At 44.0% G+C, this 1,186-nt stretch carries 1 protein-coding gene; it reads left to right on the forward strand.

The window, feature by feature from the left end:
- The first annotated feature begins 71 nt into the window (after window positions 1-71).
- Window positions 72-1,147 (forward strand): IS3 family transposase gene (locus tag J3998_RS13040; protein WP_208151102.1). Its coding sequence is split into 2 segments (ribosomal slippage): window positions 72-324 and window positions 324-1,147, totalling 1,077 coding nucleotides; the frame shifts between segments, so codons are not numbered across the junction.
- The last annotated feature ends 39 nt before the right edge of the window (window positions 1,148-1,186 follow it).

The following is a 1,186-nucleotide window of genomic DNA, read 5'->3' on the forward strand; positions in this document are numbered from 1 at the left end:
GGTAATCCCCCCGAAAAATAAACGCAGTTAAAAGTAGAATTTTCTCGTAATCTACACGCAGGAGATTCTGCATGAAAAAATCAAAATTCAGTGATAGCCAAATCATGGCAATCCTTAAACAAGCCGAAGCGGGTTCGCCTGTTAATGAGCTTTGCCGTGAACATGGCATGAGTAGCGCCACTTTTTATAAATGGCGAGCGAAGTACGGTGGTATGGATGCCTCACTCATGGCTCGCCTTAAAGAGCTTGAAGCCGAAAACGCGCGTTTAAAAAAGATGTATGCTGAAGAGCGCTTGAAGTCCGAGATTATTCAGGAAGCGATGTCAAAAAAGTGGTGAAGCCATCTCGTCGTCGTGAGATGGCGCAGCATGCGGTTGCAAATCATTCCGTCAGCATTCGTGTGGCTTGTGACGCTTTTTCGATCAGTCAAACATGCTATCGTTATCAGTCTAAATTAAGTGATGAAAATGCGCTCGTCGCTTCAAGGTTACTGGATTTAACGGCAAAAGAGAGTGATTTTGGCTTCGGACAATGCTTTCTCTATTTACGTAATGTTGAGAAACGTGAATGGAACCATAAGCGCGTCTATCGGATTTATTGTGAGCTGGCTTTAAACCTTAGAATTAAGCCGAGAAGGCGTTTAAAACGCCATACACCAGAACCGTTAAAGGAGCCGATTAAATCGAATCAGGTATGGTCGATTGATTTTATGCATGACCAACTGAGTGATGGTCGCGCTTACCGGCTTTTCAATGTCATTGATGACTACCGTCGCGAAGGACTGGCGATTGAAGCAGGATTTTCCCTGCCAGCGTTGCGAGTGATTCGAACGCTCAATCAGTTATTAGAATGGCGTGATAAGCCTCAAATGATTCGCTGCGATAACGGTCCAGAGTTTATCAGTCATGAATTCACTCGATGGGCACAGAACCATAATATTCGGATTGAATATATCCAACCTGGTAAGCCACAGCAGAATGCTTACATCGAACGGCATAACCGAACCATTCGGTACAGTTGGGTCAGTAAACACCTGTTTGACACGCTTGAAGAAGTTCAAGACTATGCAACGCGGTGGTTATGGTTTTACAATCACGAACGACCACATAAAGCCAACGGAGGTAAACCACCTTTGATGGCTGCTTAACTTCTACTTTTAACAGAGTTTAAAAATGGGATGATTACC

Source organism: Thiomicrorhabdus marina, assembly GCF_017571465.1.
Classification (GTDB): Bacteria; Pseudomonadota; Gammaproteobacteria; order Thiomicrospirales; family Thiomicrospiraceae; genus Thiomicrorhabdus; species Thiomicrorhabdus marina.